The organism is Bacillus sp. SIMBA_074 (assembly GCF_046534555.1).
Taxonomy (GTDB): Bacteria; Bacillota; Bacilli; order Bacillales; family Bacillaceae_G; genus Bacillus_A; species Bacillus_A mycoides.
Genome location: NZ_JAWRYM010000023.1, coordinates 13,553 through 32,085 on the forward strand (window position 1 = coordinate 13,553; position 18,533 = coordinate 32,085).

General features: G+C 31.8%; 17 protein-coding genes and 2 pseudogenes. 3 read left to right on the plus strand and 16 right to left on the minus strand.

Going from position 1 to position 18,533, the window contains the following annotated elements; genetic code table 11:
• Positions 1-91: 91 nt before the first annotated feature.
• From lepB to SB773_RS21110, 6 genes are all read right to left on the minus strand, one after another.
• A complete protein-coding gene (lepB, locus tag SB773_RS21085) occupies positions 92-622 on the minus strand; it encodes a signal peptidase I (protein ID WP_410591894.1) in 531 nt (176 codons plus the stop codon).
• A 77-nt stretch (positions 623-699) separates the two neighbouring features.
• Positions 700-2,817 carry a peptidoglycan D,D-transpeptidase FtsI family protein gene (locus SB773_RS21090; RefSeq protein ID WP_410591896.1) on the minus strand — a complete coding sequence of 706 codons (2,118 nt, stop codon included), beginning with the start codon at positions 2,815-2,817 and terminating at the stop codon, positions 700-702.
• Positions 2,818-3,002: 185 nt separating this feature from the next.
• The gene (locus SB773_RS21095) at positions 3,003-4,790 is read right to left on the minus strand and encodes a PAS domain-containing sensor histidine kinase (RefSeq protein WP_131246282.1); all 1,788 of its coding nucleotides are present in this window, start codon (positions 4,788-4,790) and stop codon (positions 3,003-3,005) included.
• A gap of 318 nt (positions 4,791-5,108) precedes the next feature.
• Positions 5,109-5,960 (minus strand): Cof-type HAD-IIB family hydrolase, encoded by an 852-nt coding sequence (locus SB773_RS21100; protein WP_131246283.1) that lies wholly within the window; start codon positions 5,958-5,960, stop codon positions 5,109-5,111.
• Between the two features lie 177 nt (positions 5,961-6,137).
• The gene (locus SB773_RS21105) at positions 6,138-6,716 is read right to left on the minus strand and encodes a cysteine dioxygenase family protein (RefSeq protein WP_410591899.1); all 579 of its coding nucleotides are present in this window, start codon (positions 6,714-6,716) and stop codon (positions 6,138-6,140) included.
• A gap of 114 nt (positions 6,717-6,830) precedes the next feature.
• Positions 6,831-8,045, minus strand: coding sequence for a cytochrome P450 (locus tag SB773_RS21110; RefSeq protein WP_410591901.1), 1,215 nt, complete (start codon positions 8,043-8,045; stop codon positions 6,831-6,833).
• A gap of 140 nt (positions 8,046-8,185) precedes the next feature.
• Here SB773_RS21110 and SB773_RS21115 point away from each other — a divergent pair, with 140 nt between their 5' ends.
• Positions 8,186-8,683 (plus strand): PadR family transcriptional regulator, encoded by a 498-nt coding sequence (locus SB773_RS21115; protein WP_088033681.1) that lies wholly within the window; start codon positions 8,186-8,188, stop codon positions 8,681-8,683.
• A 102-nt stretch (positions 8,684-8,785) separates the two neighbouring features.
• On the opposite strand, the gene SB773_RS21120 is transcribed toward SB773_RS21115, so the two are convergent.
• From SB773_RS21120 to SB773_RS21145, 6 genes are all read right to left on the minus strand, one after another.
• Positions 8,786-8,941: a DUF1540 domain-containing protein gene (locus tag SB773_RS21120; RefSeq protein ID WP_000046089.1), complete on the minus strand. Its 156-nt coding sequence runs from the start codon at positions 8,939-8,941 to the stop codon at positions 8,786-8,788.
• 73 nt (positions 8,942-9,014) lie between these two features.
• Positions 9,015-9,644, minus strand: coding sequence for a Vat family streptogramin A O-acetyltransferase (locus tag SB773_RS21125; protein ID WP_410591904.1), 630 nt, complete (start codon positions 9,642-9,644; stop codon positions 9,015-9,017).
• Positions 9,634-10,917, minus strand: a complete 1,284-nt coding sequence (locus tag SB773_RS21130; protein WP_002127654.1) for an MFS transporter — start codon at positions 10,915-10,917, stop codon at positions 9,634-9,636. The genes SB773_RS21125 and SB773_RS21130 overlap by 11 nt, the downstream gene beginning before the upstream one ends.
• A 267-nt stretch (positions 10,918-11,184) precedes the next feature.
• Positions 11,185-12,420, minus strand: a complete 1,236-nt coding sequence (locus SB773_RS21135; protein WP_410591907.1) for a cytochrome P450 family protein — start codon at positions 12,418-12,420, stop codon at positions 11,185-11,187.
• A gap of 160 nt (positions 12,421-12,580) precedes the next feature.
• Positions 12,581-12,985, minus strand: a complete 405-nt coding sequence (locus SB773_RS21140; RefSeq protein WP_002032464.1) for a hypothetical protein — start codon at positions 12,983-12,985, stop codon at positions 12,581-12,583.
• A 146-nt stretch (positions 12,986-13,131) separates the two neighbouring features.
• A complete protein-coding gene (locus tag SB773_RS21145; protein WP_410591909.1) occupies positions 13,132-14,136 on the minus strand; it encodes a DUF1835 domain-containing protein in 1,005 nt (334 codons plus the stop codon).
• A 298-nt stretch (positions 14,137-14,434) separates the two neighbouring features.
• Between SB773_RS21145 and SB773_RS21150 the strand changes: the two genes are divergently transcribed.
• Complete coding sequence (locus SB773_RS21150) at positions 14,435-14,638, plus strand: hypothetical protein (protein ID WP_410591911.1); 204 nt, start codon at positions 14,435-14,437, stop codon at positions 14,636-14,638.
• Positions 14,639-14,988: 350 nt separating this feature from the next.
• Here SB773_RS21150 and SB773_RS21155 read toward each other — a convergent pair whose 3' ends face one another.
• The gene (locus tag SB773_RS21155; protein WP_002085220.1) at positions 14,989-15,192 is read right to left on the minus strand and encodes a hypothetical protein; all 204 of its coding nucleotides are present in this window, start codon (positions 15,190-15,192) and stop codon (positions 14,989-14,991) included.
• Positions 15,193-15,815: 623 nt separating this feature from the next.
• Here SB773_RS21155 and SB773_RS21160 point away from each other — a divergent pair.
• Positions 15,816-16,007 carry a hypothetical protein gene (locus SB773_RS21160; protein WP_002070042.1) on the plus strand — a complete coding sequence of 64 codons (192 nt, stop codon included), beginning with the start codon at positions 15,816-15,818 and terminating at the stop codon, positions 16,005-16,007.
• 599 nt (positions 16,008-16,606) lie between these two features.
• Here SB773_RS21160 and SB773_RS21165 read toward each other — a convergent pair.
• The 3 genes and pseudogenes from SB773_RS21165 to SB773_RS21175 form a co-directional block, all read right to left on the minus strand.
• Positions 16,607-17,084 (minus strand): annotated as a pseudogene (locus SB773_RS21165) (homoserine dehydrogenase).
• 4 nt (positions 17,085-17,088) lie between these two features.
• Positions 17,089-17,505: pseudogene (locus SB773_RS21170) on the minus strand (DUF3995 domain-containing protein).
• A gap of 144 nt (positions 17,506-17,649) precedes the next feature.
• Positions 17,650-18,417: a DUF3959 family protein gene (locus SB773_RS21175; protein WP_002070031.1), complete on the minus strand. Its 768-nt coding sequence runs from the start codon at positions 18,415-18,417 to the stop codon at positions 17,650-17,652.
• Positions 18,418-18,533 lie beyond the last annotated feature (116 nt).

Consider the following 18,533-nt stretch of genomic DNA (forward strand, 5'->3'; position numbering starts at 1 on the left):
GGAGTGTTCTGTGAGGTTAGGATAAGCTTTTCTGCTTGTCCTATGCTATCAATATATGATTTATTTTATAAAACGTGCATATCTAATAGAATTATTTTAACCATTTTATTTGATCAAATGGATAATATACCATTTTCACTTTACCTATTATATTTGACTCATCAATTAGTCCAAGCGTATTCCTACTATCTTTACTATGATTTCGATTATCACCTAACACAAATAATTTATGCGTGGGAACTTTCATTTCTCTACAGTTTGAAAAACGATTTGATACTTGTGACATATCTAACTGTATATACGACTCATCACGCTTTTTACCGTTAATATATACCTCATCGTCTCTTAATTGTATGTTATTCCCTGGTAATCCAATAATTCGTTTCACGTAGTATGTAGGCGAGTCTTCTTTTTTTATTATTACAACATCACCATGATGAAAAGAAGAAAAATAGGTGCTAGCCTTATTAACTAGTATGCGATTATTCTCATTCAAAGTAGGTTGCATCGAAATTCCTTCTACCATACGAAATAAAAATAACTTATTAATAAAAATAATTCCTATTATAATTAAAATATAGCTACATATTTTTCTCCAATCTTTTAGAATCAATTGCTTCATAGATACCTCATTTCTAATCTATTCGTATGTAAAAAACGTCTCTAGTTCATATAATTGCTAGAGACGTTTCGTATATTTTAATTCTCTTTAGAGTCATCTATTTTTGGTGCTTCGCCAGTTAATCGCTTATTTTTCAAATCAAAATAAGCATCTAAAACATCTTTTCCAATATCAGAGTTAATACCTGATTTATCATTTATAACCCATGGCACAACAACAGAAAATGCTACTTCTGGATCGTCATATGGCGCATATCCTGCTAATGTTAAATTATAACATTTTATACGTTCACCTTTATCATTTCTACCTATGTCACTTTCTCCACCATATACTGTCTGTGCTGTCCCTGTTTTACCGGCTGGTTTATATGGTGCTTTTTGGAACGCCCTTACTCCCGTTCCATCTCCTTCCTGAAATACTCTCCTAAATCCTTCTTTTACTTGATTTATGTAATCTTCTTTCATATCTACTCTATTTAAAACAACTGGTTCTAATGAATGAACCACTTTACCGATTTCATCTTTTTGCGCAGTTTGTTCTCTAATCTCTTGAACAATTTGTGGCTTCATACGATAACCACCATTTGCAATAGTAGCAATGTACTGTGCAAGCTGAAGTGGTGTATACGTATCATACTGGCCAATAGAAAAGTCTAATAAGAAACCCGGTTGATTATCTTTTCTCCCAATTTGTCCAGCTGTTTCATTAGGTAAATCAATACCCGTTGGAACACCTAAACCAAATTGCCTGAAATAATATCTCATTTTATCAAAGTATTCTTGTTTAATATCTAGTGAACTATTTCTAACATAATCCACACCTGCAATTTTTAATGCTGTATTAAACATATAAACGTTAGAAGAAACTTGTAAAGCTCTTAGATCATCAATATTCCCGAAATCTTTCCAAGACTTTTTCTCCTTAGTTCCTTTAAACTTCATAGGCGCATCATAAAAGTAAGTACCTGGTGTTATAGCTTTCGTTTCGAAACCAGTCAATATTGTCGCACCTTTAACAGTTGATCCAAGCTCATATGAACTTGTCATCGTACCTAAAGCATAATCTTCAACTTCTGTTTTCCCATCTTTTTCTACTAATTTTTTCCCTGCCATTGATAATACTTGACCATTTTTCGGATTTATCATTACAACGAAAGCACGGTCCAACATCGATTCTGAACCTTTATAGGCCTTTAATATTTTTTCTATGCTCTCTTCTACTTTTTTCTGTAATTCCATATCTATTGTTAAAGTTAAATTCTTGCCGCTTTTTCCTTCAGAAACTGTTTCCGTTCTAATTGTATTACCTTGTTTATCAGCAATACTTCTTACTTCTTTTTTCGTACCATGAAGCACATCTTCGTATTGCTGTTCGATGTAACTTTTCCCAACACGATCATTCCGGCTATACTCACGCACTAAATAATAATCTAATCGTTCACGTGGTAATCCTTCATCAGCATTCGAAACATTTCCAAGAACTGAACGGAATAAGCCATCATTTACATAGAGCCTTTCCCAATCAACTGATGCGTCTACACCTGGGAGATTTGCTAAATTTTCACTAATCACAGTATATTCCTTTTCACTAACATCTTTTTTAATAATTTGAGGTGCCATTGAAGTCATTTTACTTTTAATAGCTAACACTTCTATATCTGTGGCTGTTAATTCTTGAAGATTTTTATCTGTGATGCGCTTTCTTTTTAAATCTTCTATTTTTTTGTCTAGATCTTTTCCATTAATATCCTTTTCTCTAAACTTCTCTATTTCTTTTTTAGATACTAAATTTTGAGTAAGTTTTGGATTTAATTGCATCCAAAAATCTTTCTTATCAGTCTCGGTTAACTTATCAATATCTTCTTGCGGCATTTCAATTATGGCTGCAAGTTGTCTTGCGGTTTTTAACATTTCTTCCGCTTTTACACCTTTCACCTTTGTATATGTAATCGTACGTAAAGACTTATTGTCAACAACTGGATTACCTTCACGGTCATAAATTTTGCCGCGTGGTACTGTAAGATTAACAGTTGCATTCTCTCTTTTTTCTACTTCATTTTTATATGTTTCTCCATCGAAAATTTGTACTTTACCTAACTGGATTATAATTCCAGAAAATAATAAAAACACACAAAAGAATAAAATATTTAATCGTATAGGTAGTGCTCTACCGCTTTTCTCTTTTTTCTTTTTCACCTCGTAATAATCTCCTTCCAACCAAATTTTCATTATATTATATAAATATTAATATAATGTTTAAAACTTAATAGAAATTCAAAAAATAGTTAAGAAAAGGTAAAGTTTACTAAATTAAATATAAAAATAGCGATAAGAAAGGGCTTAGTGTTAACTAAGCCCTTTCTTATCGCATATTAAATTTATTAAGAGTTAGCAATAGAACGTAGCGTTACACATTTATCCTTACTCTTGGATTTAGATTTTTCACTTTGAATTTTTGGTAAAAAAATAGTTACCTTTGTCCCAACACCAACATCACTCTTAATACTAATGGTCCCTTGATGACTTTCGATAATTTTGTAACTTAACATCAATCCTATTCCAGTACCTTTTTCTTTCGTACTATAAAAAGGTTCACCCAACCTTTTTATTCTTTCCTTTGGTATTCCTATTCCCTCGTCGACTACATCTATAATTACTCCATCTTCATTCATTTCTTTCATGTGAATAGAAATTTTCCCACCATCTGGCATTGCTTCGATTGAATTTTGCAAAATATTAATAAATACTTGTTTCAATTGATTTTTAGAGCATTCAATAATGGGTTCATTGGAATCTACAAATAACTCAACTTGAATATTCGTCATAATTTCTTTTTTGTTAATTAAAGACACAACGTTTTTAAATACTTGATAAATGTTATTCTTTTCAGTTGGGGTTTCATCTGTTTTAGCAATCGATAAAAACACTTGAAGTATCGCTTCAATTCTCTCAATTTCAGAAATCATAAGGTCAAAGTATTTTTCTTGATCTTCTTTGTTGATTTGGAATAGTTGAATAAATCCTTTTATTACCGTTAGTGGGTTCCTCACTTCGTGAGCCACACCTGCTGCTAATTGTCCAATTGCAGCAAGGGTATCAGATTTACTTAGCAATTCTTCTGTCTTTTTCCGCTCTGTAATATCGCGTACAATAACCATAATTTTGTTATGCAGTAATGGTACACATCTAGCTTCAAAGAAATCAAGGCTTCCTTTAAGTGTAAGTGGATATTCAACAATTACAGTAGAATCTTTCTCCTTTACTTGACGAATTGCTTCTCGAAATTTCTGTGCTACTGGAGATGGTAATACCTCGTAAAACCTTTTTCCCATAAAAATTTCTGCGGATACGTAAAATTTAGAAGGTGTTCCTGCTTTATAATCTATAATTGTTCCATCAGCTTCTGTTAAGAAACATAAATCTGGTAAAGCTTTAAAAATCAGTTCCAATTCAGATGTTTGTTGTTTTAACTGTTCTTCTATTGCTTTTAAATGGGTAATATCTACACCAACTGCCCAGTAACTAAATCCACTTACTGGAAACTGATCTGATATATTAGACCACATTATCGTTTTGATTTCACCATTTTTACACGTTAAGCGCATTTCCCAATCTCTGAAATTTTTTCCCCTAATCAAGAATTTATTTTGTATTTGTTGACGATAATTATGGTCGGGATATAATAATTGAAGTGCGTTTGGGTTACCAATGATTTCTTCGGCTTTATAACCTGTTACAATTTCACATTCACGATTCCATAATACAAAATCTCCATTATAATCTAGCGCATCAACCATAACAGGCATATTTTGTAAAATTGTAAATAACGCCTCTTCTTTGCGAGAAAGCAAAGACGTATTTTTACTTTGAATCGTATTTACGGATCCATCTATAATAAGATTAGAAAGCATTTCAAAGTATTTTTGACAATTGAAAATTTCACTTTTTTTAGACCACACAACAAAAGAACCTAAATGAAAATCATATAAGAAAATGGGGATTTCTATCTTTGGAAGTTTACTCTTTTTCACTTCATTCATTCCGAATGAAAAAACACATTCTTTTTCAGCATCAAGAAGTTGATGTGATATGTTAGTTAATTTATAAAATTGTTCTGCCATGGTTGCTATTGTACTCACATCAATAAGTTCCATTAGCCGAGCATTCATTCCTTTTTCACCTCAATATGTAAAATTAATACAAATTTTAAAATTCATACTTCTCCATTATACGGATAATGTCCGTACAGGTATATAGTGATAGCATAATTATTCAAATAAATTTTATTTTTCAATTAAAACAGAAAAACATTGGATGTATTAAAATACAAAGTTCATAAAATATTCACAAATATTTGAAAAAAATAAACATTTATCCCAATATATTCTATATAATAACTGTAATAAGGCTTCTATGAGACTCATAGAATACCTTACCCCTAATAAAAAGAAAAAAAGAATCTAATTTAGATTCTTTTTTTCTTTTTATTACATTACATACTTATATAAAGCATATGCAACGCCATGTTCTTCATTTGATAGCGTTTCATACTGACAAATTGCCTTTATTTCATCTACTGCATTCCCCATTGCAATTGATATATTTGCTTTTTCCATCATGGAAACATCATTTAGACCATCACCTATTGCTACAGTATTTTCAACTGGAATATTCAAGTGTTCTGCTAAAGTGTATAATCCATTTCCTTTTTGAGCGTTGTATTGGTTAATCTCTAAATTATGCCAATATGAAGATGTAATTGCTAAATCTGTATTATATAAAAACTTTTCTTTTAATTTTTTTAATTTCTCTATGTCATAAGAAAATGGTAAAAGTTTATGCACATATAAATCACTTTCTACAATCTCCTTACAACTTTCAACATGATGAAATGCTGTATGCTCAATATATAATGCGGCAATCGTTTCTAGCTCTTGTAAATCGACATCTAAATTGGATTTCTTCACATTCTCAATTTCATTAAGTACACTTTCAGTTCCGTAATGAGGTACATATACTCCTTTATCAGTATAGAGCTGATAATACATACCACTTTCTTCAAGATATTCCACAATTTCAAGTGCATGGATGTTTTGAATTGGATATCTCTTCATCATTTTCTTATCTTTATAAATAAGGGCACCATTTTCCGCAATAATTGGACACTCTAAATTAACTTCTAACAATAATCGTTCAATATCAACGATAGAACGCCCTGTACAAATAGCTACAACATGGCCTGCTTCCTGACATTTTCGAATTGCTTCTGCATTTTCTTTACTTATCATTTTATTACCGGAAAGAAGGGTTCCATCTAAGTCAATTGCTATTAATTTCATTATTTCTTCACCACTTTCTATAAATACACGAGATCTATTTAACAAAAAGGTATCGTTTTCATATTGAGCTCGTTAAGTACTTCTTATTTATAATTTATGAAAAGCGTTTCAGGTCAAGAAATAATTAAAAATAAAATCAAAAGCTTTTCTCTTTAAAGAAAAGCTTTTGATTTTAAACTATGAACTATAACTAATATATTTTGTCTCACACATATACACATTCTTTTCTTCAGTTGGGACATATACTTTAAACTTTTCTAAACGTTTTCCGTAAATATGAATCGTGACAACGCTTTCACATTCAGCTATTTTAAGAATATGACAATCAGCTGGTGGAATGACTTTATCTGTTTCTCCTTCTCCCAAATAAAGATTTCCTGTATGGGTTAAATAAACAAGTGAATTTTCAAGCTGCTTAGTTTGTATAAAGTTCTGCACCATTATCCTTCCTGAAAAAACGCCTTCTACTCCCCATGTACCATCATGATCATGTAAAGGTGTAGATTGTCCATCTTTCCATACAAGAGCTAATACTTCAAATCGCTTTAAAGGATCTTCATATAACAAGTGTCGTGCATATTGAGCCGAATTCGCCTTCTGTTTTTCTAGCGGAAGCCATGTTTTTTTTTCTAAAAGTTCTTCTAGTAATTTTTCAATCGCACAAACAATTTGATCTTCTAATAAATTACTATCAATTAAATCCGTTACAGCTTTAATAAATGTTTGAAACGTTTTACTTCCATTATACGTTAACATAAGCATCCTCCTCCACTCTTCTTTCACACACTTCCATACTAAATAGACCACTAAAAATTTACAATTGAGAAATAAAAAAACAAGGTACAGTAATTTCGTACCTTGTTGAACGTTTTACCTAGTTTTCAAAAGAATAGGTAAGTATTTTAATGTTTGTTCATTTTCTAATATACATTTTTCTAAATTGAACGATGGAGATAACTCTATTTTTTCAAAGGCATTTATAAAGGTAGTTAATGCAATCTCAGCTTCTAAACGTGCAAGTGGCGCCCCTAAGCAAAAATGAGGACCTTTACCAAAGGTTAAATGCTTTTCATTTCCTATTCTGTGTAAATTAAATTTAGAAGCTTGTAAGAACTTTTTCTCATCTAAATTTGCTGCACTAACCCACGCAACAATCATTTGATCCTTTTTCATAAAAGGTCCAAATATATTTGTGTCCGCTGTAATCCTCCTAGCTAATGTAATGGGAAAGCGATAGCGTAAAACTTCCTCAATCGCTTTTGAAATTAACGTAGGTTCTTTTCTTAACTCTTCATATATTCCAGGTGAATCTACTAAAAAGCAATAAAAGCTGTTAATAATTAAATTTGTAGTTGTTTCATTACCTGCCGCTAATAAACCTAAAGAAAAAGTAACTATTTCTTCATCGGTTAATCTTTCGCCTTCATATTCAGCTCGTATTAAATCTGAAACAATATCGTCGGTTAAATGATATCTTTTCTCTTGGACAATTGGAAGAAGGTATGTTTTAAATTCATTTAACGCAATTCCTTTTTCTACATCCAAATCGTTAAATTTTTCTTTACTATACGGCATAAATAAAATATCAGACCATTCTTTAATTTTTTTACGATCCGTTGTTGGTACTCCTAATAAATCGGATATGACGGTAACAGGTAAAGCTACAGCAAACTCTTCAACGATATTAACCTCACTATATTTTCTGATATGTTGTACAAGTTCATTTGCGATAGCCTGTATTCGAGGTTTCCATTGTTCTAAACTTCTTGGAGTAAATGCTTTAGAAACAATAGAACGTACATTGCGATGTTCTGGTGGATCAGTAGAATTTATATTTATTCTAGTTTCTAAAGGTGGGATTGCGAATTGTCTTCGTTCCCTTCTACTGGAAAATAAGCGATAATCCGATAAAACTCGATTTACATCATCGTATAAAAAAACATTCCATACATCCTGCTCCTCATCATAATGAACCGGATGGTTATCCCTCATAAATTCATACCACTCATACGGATTCCACAATTCTTCTTTTGTTTTCAGCTTTGAAATTTCATGAACTAAAATCACATTTTCAGGCGAAGCCATAGTTCTTTCCTCCCTTTTCTTTTACAATAAAAGTGATAGGTCGGTAGTTCAAAGTTGTATAATCTAACATATGTTATTTTAACATATGTTAAAAGAGATTTTTCATTGGAGAACTTGAGAAATATATAAGGGGGATTTTTATGTACGTTGACATTTTATTACTAGCAGAATTAACGACTGGACCAAAACATGGATATGAAATAAAGAAAAATGTTCAAAATCGGTTAGGTGAGAATTTCGAATTAAATCATAATACACTGTATCCCGCTCTTCGGCGCTTCGAAAATATGGGCGCTATAACGAAAAAAATACATAAACAAGTCGGAAAGCCAAACCGAAATATGTACGACATAACTGAAACAGGAGAAGAAATTTTTTCTGAAATGTTAAGAGAGTTTCCCGAAAAGATTGCGACAAATAACGCTGAGTTCCTTGTGCGTATCGCGCTATTTGAAAAACTTGATTACGAAGCTAGAAAAGAAATTTTAACAATACGCCAAGACGTACTACATAAACAACTTACTGCTATTCAATCTTTACATGTTAGCTCATCTTTTATTACAGAAGTCATTGAATTTAGTAAATCACGTATTGAACATGAATTGCTCTGGATTGCATCACTTATGAAGAAAATATGAAAAAATAAAAAGAAAAGTTAAAAACAATGAATGAAAATGAGATTTATTATCAATACTATAATTAATAAAAGGGCAACCACGATTTGGCTACCCTTCAAAAATTTATACTTCTGGATCAAAAGTTTTGCAATCTGTTTCTTCAGTTGTAGATGCATGTTTACCTTTATGACTTACTACATAAATTGCATCTGCACTACATTTATTGCCGTTAGCCCAAAATTTACAGTTGTTTACTTCACATAAAACGTCTTGTGCCATAGTATCACACCTCCTTGTTCTATTATCATTAACAAAATTCGGAGGTATGATACTATTTGTCATGCATTTTTTATTACCTTTTTAACTTTCTTAATGATTCAATATCTCCTTGTACAATAGCATCTATATTTTCGGTTATTTTTTCAATGTCAAAATGCCACCATTGAATTTGCAATAATTCTTCTATTATTGTATTTGTGAATCGTTCCTTTATTTTATTTGCAGGGTTTCCGCCAACAATTGTATATGGTACGACATCTCTAGTCACAACGGATTTAGCTGCAATGATTGCACCATCCCCTATTTTTATTCCGGGCATAATAGTTGTATCCATACCAATCCAAACGTCATTTCCTATAACTGTATCACCTTTGTAAGGTAAATCAGATAAACTAGGTGTATACTTCTCCCACCCATTTCCAAATATATTAAATGGATATGCCGAAAATCCATCCATCCGGTGATTCGCTCCGTTCATAATAAAGGTAACTCCATTTGCAATACAACAAAACTTTTCAATGGTAAGCCTATCCCCAATAAATTCATAATGATATAATACTCGATCTTCAAATGTTTCTCCATCTTTCGCATCATAATAAGAATAGTCACCAACAAATATATTAGATTTCGTTATTGTATTTTTTATAAAATGAACGTTTTGATTTCCTTCAATAGGGTATTTAACATTTGGATTAGGATTCATGTTGCACAGCACTTCCTTTACCATTCATTTCACTTTCTACTGCTATTACTGGCTTTAAATTGTATATAGGTAAAATAAACAATAATCCAATTATAAATAGTAGAGCCGTCCCCTCGTACATCGTACCTAATGAAAACATCTCCTTTAAGGAACCAGCTATACTCATCGTTACTACCATTGAACCGGTGAATAGTGGACTTAAAATGCCGTTCACGCGACCAATAAAATCGGTATCGCTATTTTGAATAATGAGCGTATTAATACCAATTTGGATACATGGAAGAGCTAAACCACTAAAAAGTTGTGCCGTAAGTGTCACCCATAAATTTGTGGAGTAGCCTATAATACCAATTCCAATTGCCTGACCGAGCATCCCTACAATTAACATCTTTTGGGGAGCAACGTTTTTCGCAAATACCATCGCTAAAGCCCCGCCAACAATCATTCCCGCACCATTTACTGTTAGTAACCATTGTAAACTCTCTTTTGATAACCCTAACTGCTCAGTCACAATAAAGATGCCTAGTGGCTGAATTAAACCTATACCTAGTCCAGCTGCCATAAAACAAAACCCTAGCAAAGTTAATGCTTTTTTCTTTTTTACATATTTAATACCATCCAGCATTTCCTGTAACAGCGTAATTTCTTTCTTCTCATTATCATTCTCAAGATCTTTCGGAAGAAATAACAACACAGCTGCTGCAAGTAAAAAAGCGATACCTGTTATGATGATTGAAATATAAATTCCAAAACTATGAAAAATAAATGTTCCAAGAATCGGTCCTAACACCATAAAAATCGCAAATATTGTTTGATATATAGACATCGCTAATTGAATTTGTTCCGTTGATAAATGCTGTTTAAACAACTTCATACCAGATGGTTGAGAAAACTGCGAAAGGATTGCAGAAATAAGCGTCACAAAAAACACGATTTTCCACGTTCCAAACATAAGAGTAATTAATACAGCGAATACGGAAATAGAACTTAACGTCTCACACCATATCATTGTCTTCTTTGGCTTCCACCTATCAGCAAAAGTTCCACCAATGAATGAGAAAATAAAAATGGGAGCAAATTCAGCAACTGAAATCATCGAAATTGCGAATGCATCTCCTTTTGTCATTTCCATAACATAAAGTAATATCGCAAAGTTACGAACCCAAATTCCAACTTGTAAAAATAATGCTGATGCTAGAATCCCTTGCACAAATCGATTTTTTAATACTTGTGATACCCCATGATTTTGTTTCGTTTCTGCAGTCGTCGACATAAAAAAGCCTCCTATTTCGTGTTCTGAACAGGAGGCAGCACAAATCATATGAAAAGACTATATATTCGCAGTGCGAAACACATCCCTTTTCTATACATGCACATACTAATCCTATTCAGAAGAATATTTCGTTTTTTAACGAAGATCTCTTACAAATAGAATTAGTCGATCATTGGGATGTTTTCACCCTTCCGTTTCGAATTTAAATAACACATACATACTCTATGTTAATCATTTGTCGTGTATGCATGTCTCAATATAACTATTCTAAAAAGACAATGGTAATTCCTCTAAAGAACGCATTAAATAATTACCTTGCCAATTAATTTTTTCACGCTCACCTTTTATTTGTAACGATGGCATCCGTTTAAACAAAGTAGTAATAGCAATCTTTGCTTCCAACCTAGCAAGTGGTGCTCCTACGCAGAAATGACTACCATGCCCAAAGGCAATGTGACGGTTATTTTCTCGTGTAATATCAAATACTTCTGGGTTTTCAAATACTGTTTCATCACGGTTTGCTGAAGCTAATGCGATAATAACCATATCTCCTTTTTGGATTGTTTGTTCGTGAATTTGAAACGGCTCAGCCGCCCATCTTGCAGTCGTCACCTCAACTGGAGAATAATAACGCAATCCTTCCTCAATAGCTGAATCAATTAATTTCGGATTATCTTTTAATAATTGTAATTGCTTCGGATTTTCAAGAAGTGCTAATACCGTATTCGTAATTAAATTCACTGTTGTCTCATGTCCTGCTACGATTAACAGCATTATCATTGAATATAGCTCTGGAGCACTAAGTTTATGCCCTTCATTTTCTGCAAGTATTAGCGCACTAACCAAATCTTCTTTTGGATTTTTTCGTTTTATATCAACTATATATTGCAGATATGTAATAAACTCAGATAGTTGTTTTTCGGTTTCTTTTATTTCTTCAGGTGTTTCTGGCGATGCAATGACAGCATGAGACCAAATTCTAAATTTCGCTTGATCCTCTTTTGGAATTCCAAGCATCTCACTTATTACAATAATCGGTAATGGGAATGAATAATCATCCACAAGATTTAATGTACCTTTTCGCTCTATCTCATTTATTAAATCATCCGCTACTCTCTGAATTCTTCCGTCTAATTGTGAAATCATCTTTGGTGTAAAAGCTTTTTGAACTAAAGATCGTAAACGACTGTGGTTAGGTGGGTCCGAGTTTAACATATGCGTTGTTAAATGATCACTATTGTCAACAGAAAGAAACATGTTCATTGTATCTTTAGAAAAAACATTATTTGGATCTTTTTTTAAGCGATTATCTTTTAAAAGTGGCAGAGCATCTTCATATCTTGTAATGAGCCATTCTGTACCAATCTCGACTTTATTAACAAATAAAATAGGTTGCACTTTTCGCGATTCTTTATAAATCTCATAAGCATCTTCTTTAAACTGAGCAGAAGCTAAATTAATGCCATCCTCTATTTTTCGGCCAACCTTATTTTTTATTGACATTACATTCCCTCACTCTCAATTATTTGTGTAAATCAACCTAACATTTGAATTATACTTCAATAAAAACTAGAAAATTGTAAATCTTTAATTAAAATCTTACTTCGTATATTGAAAAATAAAAAAGTGAGAGAGTAAAATTATTCTACTCTCTCACTTCCTATTATGCGAAGCACATAAAATTACTAATTTGTTGATATCGATAACTTACTTTACGACGACGACCACCTTGCCAAGTGTAACCTGAAACCCCGCTTCTTCTTACCTCGGTTGGAAAGAACCATAAATCTCTTCCGAAAGGACCAGGTCGATGTAAACGTAAATAGCCCCATCTTCCTAGACAGTTACACATCCAAGATTTCATATTGCCTGCTTGTGCTGGAGAAGCAAATGTGGACGGTAACGACGGAGCTTGTGACGGTGGTGGTGACGTTGGAGCATCTTCCGCATCATCTGGTCTATAGTCTTCTTGTTCAATATCTCTCACTTCATTTGTAGATTCATAACCGTAGTTTTGTGGATTATAATACATCTCTTGATCATATGGATAGTTTTGTTGGTTATACATAATAACCCATCACCTTCTTTTCATTTGTTTCTTTTAACATTCATATGTGATACGCCATTCATAGGAAGCTTATGTATAGCCTAAATTCATCTGAAAAAAGCTCGTATTTTAAAAATACGAGCTTTTTTATAAACAAAATATATTTTTTATTTTATTAACTTCACACTATAAAAACGCATTTGATCTAACGAACCTTCATATTCAAATACTTCTTGCTTAATTAATTCTTTCAAGCGATATTCCAAAAACGTATCCCCAACCAATTGATCCGCAAGTCCAAGTGCTTCACCTATTACTCTCGGAGCTTTATGAAATTCTTTATCTGCTCCTACATTTTTCGCACACTCAATAATGAATTGATCAAAATAATCTTCTTGTACAGAATGCACTTCATCGTCTTTCCAAACTCTTAAAAACTCCGTGCTTTGCGATAATCTATCCCACTCATGTGCAAACTTCATTCGCTTCTCTTCAGTTAAATACGGAAATTCCACAAAACTTTTTTGGAAAAGAGCTAAACTTTCAGGAGATAATTCTCCAGTTCCACGGATATCATAATCTTGTTTTAATATTTCTCTACTCGCTTCAGAAGTATTCATAACACGAATATTTTTCTTATCTTTTAATTGCGCAATTGCAAAACAAAGCCCTACGTGCTCATGGGCATTATCCGCCTTCCAAACGGTAATCGGTGTTTCATTCGGAATTGAATGTAGCTCTTCTAAAGTCTCCTTAAATCTTGGTAAATACTCTTCTTCAAAATAACAATCATAAGAAGTTAAGTTATTTAATAACCACTGTGCCCTTGCTAATTGACCTTCATTCGTATGTAATTGATGTATGGGACCAATTGAAAAGAATTCAGAGTATGAAACAACACTCTCCTCGTGTAATCCTTCTTGTTTCAACATATATTTTAAACATCCGGCAGTTGAATCATCAAAGGCAATATGAATGTGTGTGCTTTCTTCTAAATTCTTTTCCTGAGTTATATGACTCGTCAATTGCTTAGGGATACTCGTTAAATTTTTTATCATATCTTCGCTATAATTCCCGTCTAATACATCTAACTGTATTAGAATACTTTGAAGTAAATGTTTTGCTTCATCTTCATACATATCCTCTACAACATTTTTAATTTTATCTATCATATAAATCCCTCTATTCATTTCTAAAATAACGTAGATTATAGTGTATCATTTTAGCCCAGATGTTTAAAAGTCTTTTTAAAATCAAATCGTTTATTACACAGTTTGCTGCAGCCATCTAAGTTTTTAACAAAAGCTTTCTCTATATTCCTCTCACTCTATAGATCTATAATATTTTTTTCTTCCTCCTTATTTATCTCCCAAAATCACATTAGTTGCTAAATAAATTTTAAATACTTTGTAAATCTTTTTATTTAAATGTATAATTATATAGAAAATAAAAACTACAGGAGCAATATTAATGGAGAAAGTACTTACTAATTATAAACATTATCTAAAAAATTGGAGATTTATATTTATTTGTATATTACCTGCTGTCGCTTTATTGTATACATTCGATGTCATCTTTGAACTACTGTGTCACCAAAATTTCTATTTGTCTAATTTAATTATTGCTATCATATTAATCTTAATATTTATTAACGTTAAAGAAAACTATAATTGAAACGAAACCGTTGTGAAGCTACATTTTTCAAAAAAATTAGAGCACCCTGCTATTGGATGCCCTATGTGATTAGAGGTTTTTTCTGAGTATTTAGTAGGACACGAAGATCTTGTCCTATTACATACTATATGCTTGTACTTATTACATTGTGCACTAGAAAGCACAATGTCTAGATGCCAAATAGATACATACACATTGGAGTAACTAACACGCTAGAAAAGACCTTTCTATATCCATTCATTCTTAATAGCCTACATTATTACTAATAAAATTTTCTCATACTTTCATTGTACAATTGCTTTATTTATAAACAAAAAACATCCCCATGGATGTTTTTTATCTAATTACCTTTAAACTTCCATAAATTTAGCAGGTACACCAATTTTTTCAACTACAGAAGATATATTAGTAGGGTTAATCATTACATTTTCAATACAAACTAATTTATTTTCTAATAATCCATTCTCTGTAGTAATAAACTCTTCAAATCGTTCTAAAGTCATTGAGAATTTGTGCTCACTTCCACCATTCATACTGACTTTTACATACTTCATAGTGTCACCGCCTCTCTTAATTATCTATAATTCGCTAAAAATACGCTTACATCCTTTTATTAAAACGTGGATTTATCCCTTTTATCACTTCCCACTACACGTTTGAAATAATTTTGAGAAAAAAGCTACTAAACACCACCTTTTCTTTTCATTAAAATTTCAATAGAATGTTTCTAGAATTATATATCTTTGGAAAAGATTATATAATAGTACTGATTAAATATTAGGAGTGTTATTAATGGTTGATATAATCCGACTCTTAATCATCATACTTATCGCAATTTTTTTATTCTCATCAATTATTATGGAGTTAAAAAAACCTCACAAAAGTATGTTTTGGTTCTCAATTGAGTCTTGTTTCTGCTAGGAATCGTACTTTTAATGAAAGAATTTTTCATCAAACTTTCCGCATAAGCCCTTAAGTAAAACATAATATCCCATCAATAACGCAGGATAAATTATGATTGTTATTTTTTTCACTGAAGTTAATAATTTAACTTCCGATAGTTATCTTTTATTTATAACTACTTTATAAGCTTCTGTTAATTACTCTTTTTCGTATATTATCATGAAGACTAGAGCAAGCATGCCTTGTCATATATTAGATAAGGGATGTGATAACATTGGGTAACGATAACAATCAATTTATTTTTCATGTAGTACAAAGTTCGGCAATTAAAAGATTTATAATTATCGATATAATTGCTGGAACAGGAATTTATTGGACCGTAAATTTCATTTCTTCAAATGCATTACTCGCAATTATTAGTTGTTTTTTGGGGACAAAAAAAATGAAAAAAATGCATCATTCATAGAAGCAATAACTAAATCCCAATTCATTTCTTTCAAATTTGTTGCCTTTACTCTTCTTGAAGTGGGAAAGCAATTTTTCACAGTTGGCTAATTCATCCGACTTTCTGGCAGACAATACTTTTGATTGTCTGCTTTTTGTATGAGATTTTTCGTTTGACATATACTACTTTTGAACCTGTATACCAATACAAGCCATTTTGGTGTTTGGGATTTCCCTTCCTGGGATAAGTATTTTTGAACTTATCCCTTTTTTGTATAGGCATGTATATTTGGGATAAAACTAATTACAAGCAGATTTTCTGTTTATTCGTAGTTCTTAACCAAAAGACTTTTCTCCTTTAAAGGACAGTAGGTACGACTGCTTGTCCTTTTTTATTAATATTTCACACACCATTTTTTGCCCCCTTCTAAGCATTCTATTACAGCTCCCAAATAGCCAATGTTTATAGTCATACAAAATAAGCAGTTGCTGATACTTTCCTTTTTGAGTTACACAACACAATAAAAATGTGTAACTATAGATTTGAATCCATGTCCCTCCTATCTCAAAAGCTCTCCTAAGTAACTAAAAAAAACACCTTAAGTGGGTGTCCTTTTTTCTTTATGTAAGAGAACATACAGATAACATTAATTCTCCAAATGTCACTGTTCCTAGTAACCCTAATACAACTCCTATTAAACAAACACAATCAGCAAGACAAATTGAAGATTGCGATAATGGAACAAATGACCTACTTGTGCTCGATCCATAATGTTTTATTTTCTCATAATTTATATCTAACATAAAATGTAGACATGATATACAACCATCAATAGTTTGAAGAGATTCATTTTCTAACCGCACCAATAACTTGTTATTTAAAGCAAATAGAAGAGGGTACTGCTTATCTAATTTCATATTTTGATAAATTAATTGTAAACGAGATAGCATATTATTTTTCTTTTTTTTCAGATGCAGCCGTACATTTTATATTATTAAATTCATTTAATAACAGCGTCAATTCATCTCTGTTGCCGTATAAATCCCTAGCTATTCTTCTCTTTAGTTTGTAATAAAGTATTAAAATAATGCTGGGTATATGTTCACGTTATTATTGCTAATAAGAAGGATAAAGATAAAAATGTACAAAGTGGTACATATAAAACAGTATCCATTCTAGCAAACTGCGTATCTTTTTTTCGTTTAAAGATACCAAAATAATGAAACTCACCAATTACTCTTATGAAAAAAACAACAATACAAACCTAGGATCCCATTTGAACAAAAATATTGGGAGCTGCGAAATGAACGATATTTGCATGTTGTAATAAAATCATTGCTGCCATACTTAATAATAACGCAATGAACAATGTCATTCCTGTACCTGGTGTAAACGCCTTTTCTTTAGCTTGAGTTGGAATGACACTATTTGTCGCCCACTTACCTCCGAAAGCCCAATAAACATGTAAAAAACTAACTAAGAATAATATGCAAACAGAAATATATGTAATAATAAGCATTTTGTCCTCCCATTATTTTATTTAAATCCTTACCTTTAAAATATGCTATGAATCCTTCATACGCAACCTATATTTAATTACATAAAAAACCCCTTAATGATTTATCAATTTTACGATAAATCATTAAGAGGTTAGTGAAATTTATTATGCATTATACCTATTTTTCCGACGTTCCATCCTAGTTTGTCCTTGAACAGTACTTTCTTTATATTGATCTATTTGCTCTGCCATTTCATATGTTACAACTGGTTCTTCGTTATTACGCTCATGCATTATTTCTGGCGTTTTACGTTTAGAACCTTTTCCACCAAACTTAAATAATTTCATCTTAAATTTCGGTAATCTTGGAAAGCGGATCTTAAATGATAGCCTTTTACGTTTCTTTTTTTGTTTAAATAGATTGGTATTTTCTTTATTAGTGTCTTTCTCTTTACGGTGTAATAACATCGCAAGTAATCCACCTAATATAAGTCCTCCAACTAAAAGGAGAATATATAAGTAATGGCTTGTCATTAAATTCATCATACGCTCAAGTATGACTAACGACTGCACTTCTTTTATATCCCATAGTAACGCGGCCCATAATGAGAATAAGCCCAAAGTAAGCCCGTATGTACGAAACCGGAATAAACACGGAATTAACGCAATGCAAGCGGCGATTTTCGCGTTCGCTATTATTGAACTTATTGAAATATCCTGATTCCAAATAACTAACAGTAATGTTATAAATGGTGCATACGCTATCCAGCTACATATACGTGAATATATCTTTTTCGCAAAGTAACTACCGAAACTAGTAAAAAATAAAAGTCCTCCAATATATAAAGATTGTTCAAGAGGGATTTGCTTTAACATTCCTGCAATTGGAAAGAGGCCGCTCAGTAGCATTAATAATACATCTAATTTCTTCACAATTCCCCATTCCTTTCAAATTTTCTTTTCAATTAATAAAAATCGCTTTTCCATATGATGTAGTTTTTGTATTTCTAAAAAACATCTTAATCCTGTATGTAAATAAAGTAAATACG